The sequence below is a fragment of the Coprococcus intestinihominis genome, assembly GCF_040096555.1.
GTDB lineage: Bacteria > Bacillota > Clostridia > Lachnospirales > Lachnospiraceae > Coprococcus_A > Coprococcus_A intestinihominis.
Map to the genome: position 1 here is coordinate 1 of NZ_JBBMEK010000323.1, position 3335 is coordinate 3335.

Annotated in this window: 2 protein-coding genes and 1 pseudogene; all 3 read right to left on the minus strand. The window is 35.4% G+C overall.

What is annotated here, in order from left to right; all coding sequences use genetic code 11:
• A pseudogene (locus WMO25_RS16510) lies at positions 1 to 784 on the minus strand (tyrosine-type recombinase/integrase); the annotation flags it as partial.
• Entirely contained in the window at positions 774 to 2504 is a 1731-nt protein-coding gene (locus WMO25_RS16515) for a tyrosine-type recombinase/integrase (protein WP_349086250.1), read from the minus strand. The pseudogene WMO25_RS16510 and the gene WMO25_RS16515, both read right to left, overlap by 11 nt.
• Before the next feature lie 18 nt (positions 2505 to 2522).
• Positions 2523 to 3245, minus strand: coding sequence for a tyrosine-type recombinase/integrase (locus tag WMO25_RS16520; RefSeq protein ID WP_349086251.1), 723 nt, complete (start codon positions 3243 to 3245; stop codon positions 2523 to 2525).
• Between the last annotated feature and the right edge of the window lie 90 nt (positions 3246 to 3335).

Sequence of the window (3335 nt, forward strand, 5' to 3'; positions counted from 1 at the left end):
AAACCGACAATTCTGTCGTGTAACTGACCGATGTAAGACCGGTATCAGTCTTTATATAAACCAGATAATCCTCTATCATATCCCTGCTAATTTCTGTGAAATGCCTTACTTCTGGAAACCGATCATACATGAAGCCAGCAAAACGACGAAATCCACGCAATTCACCTTTGATACTCCCCATTGCCTTTGTCTGGCAGTGACTATACAATATTCTCTTTATTATCTCTTTAAATTCTTTCTGCCTGATCTCACGAAAATCTAATCTATATCTGCCACGAATCGGATTACTCCTTGGCACAATATCCAACTTTCTCATATCCCATACATCTTTTTCATTTTCTGGAATATCTGCTGTTTTGCTCTTCACAACATACTCATAATACATTTTCAGAAAAGAAACCTGAGCACTACTTTGTTGTTCAACACTCCGCCTATCCGGTCTATTTCTTCTGACGTACAGTGCCAATCCTTTTTTATATAAAAATGCTTTATAGGTTCTCTCCAGTTCTTCCCATTTTTTATCAGTGATGCTGCTACAACTTGTACACTTCTCATTCAGAAATTCTTTCAATAGATCAAATCTGTAAATATCATTTACTACTGTTGATAATGATAAACGTCTGCATCTATCGTCGATATACCCATAAATCTCATCCTGTATCTTTTCATTAAGAATCTCTGATATGTAGTACACCCTGTTTTCCTTCCATTTCAGCCCTTCCAACTGTTTTTCTGTAGCTTGTTGATAACAGTCATAAGAAATCACATTAATATTACCTTTCATCGTCTTCTGCTCCTTTCAATTTAAATGACTGATTCCTTGAAAAATATTTATCTTCAGCCGATACAATACGTTCCGGCATGAAATCAATGTATTGTTTTGTCATATTCTCACTTGAATGTCCCAGATAATCTCGTACCCCTTGTATAGAAACTCCATTTCCGTACATTGAAGTCGCAAGGTTATGTCTGTAATCGTGTGCTCTAAAAATATAATCTCCGCAGTCAATCCCACGAGCCTTACACTCCCGAATCATCTGATTTGAAAAAGTCTGTCCACTAAATGCACCACCCTTTTTATTTTTGAATAAATACTCCCCATTTTTTATTCCGTGCTTTTTTTCATAATCATTCACCAGTTCTACTAATATACTAGGAATCGGAATGACTTTTTCTCTCCGCATTTTGCTTTGATATATACGCATCCAACTCTCATTGCCTTGTGAATAAAAGGCTCCCGATTTTATTGTGCAAACCTCGCTTTTCCTAATTCCTGTACAAAACAAAATCAAATACATCAACTGTAAATGCTCTGGGAATGTCGGCAGCTCCTTAATCAGATGAGCAATTGTTTTTTCTGGAACACTTCTTTCATTGTGTTCCGGAAAACCTTTTTTTAAAAATCGTTCCGGATAAAACTTCAACACTTCAATATTTTTCATCTTCAAAAACTGTAGAAATGTATGCACATGCGTAACATATCGATTGAACGTGGAATACTTAATATCGGACTCATCCAAAACAGACAAATAATCCACTATATCTTGCATATCCAGTTCTGTTACTTTCTTACTCCGTCCGTCCAGATATTGTAGAAATTGTGAAATAAAACTTATAGTATTTCGGATATTTGATAAAGACAGATCAGATATTCCGACCAAATATTTTGCGTATAATTGTAAATACCAACGATTTTCTTTTTCGTGAATATTAATAAATGAAAGGCTTTTAACAGGTGAACTGGCATTGATTCTTGATTTATCAAACCGGAACCTATCCATATACCAAATACACGCCTGCCAATTTGTCTCTGGATCTGTTAGAAATAACGTTCTTCTCGCAAACTCAACAATCTTAGAAGCCTGTTTTTTTATAATTTCCGACTCCCTGTTCAAATACAGATAAAATCTGTTTTCATCTGCCTGTTCCATTTTTTCAATATCATCTATTCCGTACTTATCGCAAAACCGTATAAGTGCTTTTAATGGTTCTAAAAAATATCTTCGATGTCTTTGCACCATATCCATATTCAGAATTTCACACAATAATATCTTTGTCTGTCTCACCAACTGTGATGAATGTATCCCCGTTAAGTCCCATAACAAATCATTCTTATCGACCACCTGCCGGAAAGATTGTGCTTTCTTCTTATTGGGTACATACAGTAAAAACAATTTGTCTTGCTTAAAAAACTCCTGTTCTACAGAGAAGGGATTTCCTTGTGAATAGACATCCGGCATGTTTTCTATTTTTAAACGATCAAATAAGCTCAGTAATTCCGCTTTATATTTTTCTGAAATATCCTCTTTTTCAAGAGAATCCATATACATTTTTCTCGTTTCATAGTTAATATCTGCAGTACACTGTATATCTGTATACTGAAAAAATTTGTATAACCGGTTATAGTATTTTGCTTCTCCATTCGTAACTAAAGATATCTCTTCCTTTAATTTCTCAGATATTTTTTCCTGATATAACTTCGGAACAATTTTTAATACTGCCAAGGTAATCCCTCCTTCCTTTTACAGAAAATCTGCAATTTGATATAAATCTTCATTATTTGAGTAGTATTGATCTGTCGCTTCTATCAATCGTTCATTATTCTCACCCAAGTATTTAATGGTAGTTTCAACTTTCTTATGACCCAGGGCAAAACGAATGTCGTTCAAATCCCATCCTTCTTTTCTTCTTTCCTCTGCAAAATAGTGCCGGAGCTGATGCGGATGGGAATTGATATCCGTTTTTTGGGATAGCCTTTTCAACATACTATACACAGAATCCGCATCTAATGGCTCCCCTTTGTTTTTTCCAGTCAATTTTGTGAATAGATACTCCGAGTTCATCAGACTTTTCCGATTTTCAGAAATGTACTTAACCAAGAACTCAAAAGTTGTATTACTTAACAATGCCATTCTATATTCTGCATTTTTTGCCCTTGCCAAGTTGGTATTGGTTTCACGATACCTTACCCGAACCGTCCTTCTTTCAAAATCAATATCTTCGGTATAATGGATTCCCAGAATTTCTCCTAATCTAAGACCGGTTTCTGCCATCATTGCTATCAGTAATCGGTCTCTGTCATTCGTGCAGGCATTTATCAACGCCTGTATTTCTTCGGATGTTATTTCTTCCAGATTAGGTTCTTCTTCTCTAAGGAAACCTTTAAACGAATTCACTGCATTTTGATGATTTACTCCCATGCTGTCAAAATACGATATTTTTTTTACTCGTAAGACTTTAAGCATTGGCAAAACATCTTCCAGTGTCAAGAACTGGTAGTATCTGAAGACTGCACCAAGATACATATTGCAGGTCTTATTGCTCGTCTGTGTATT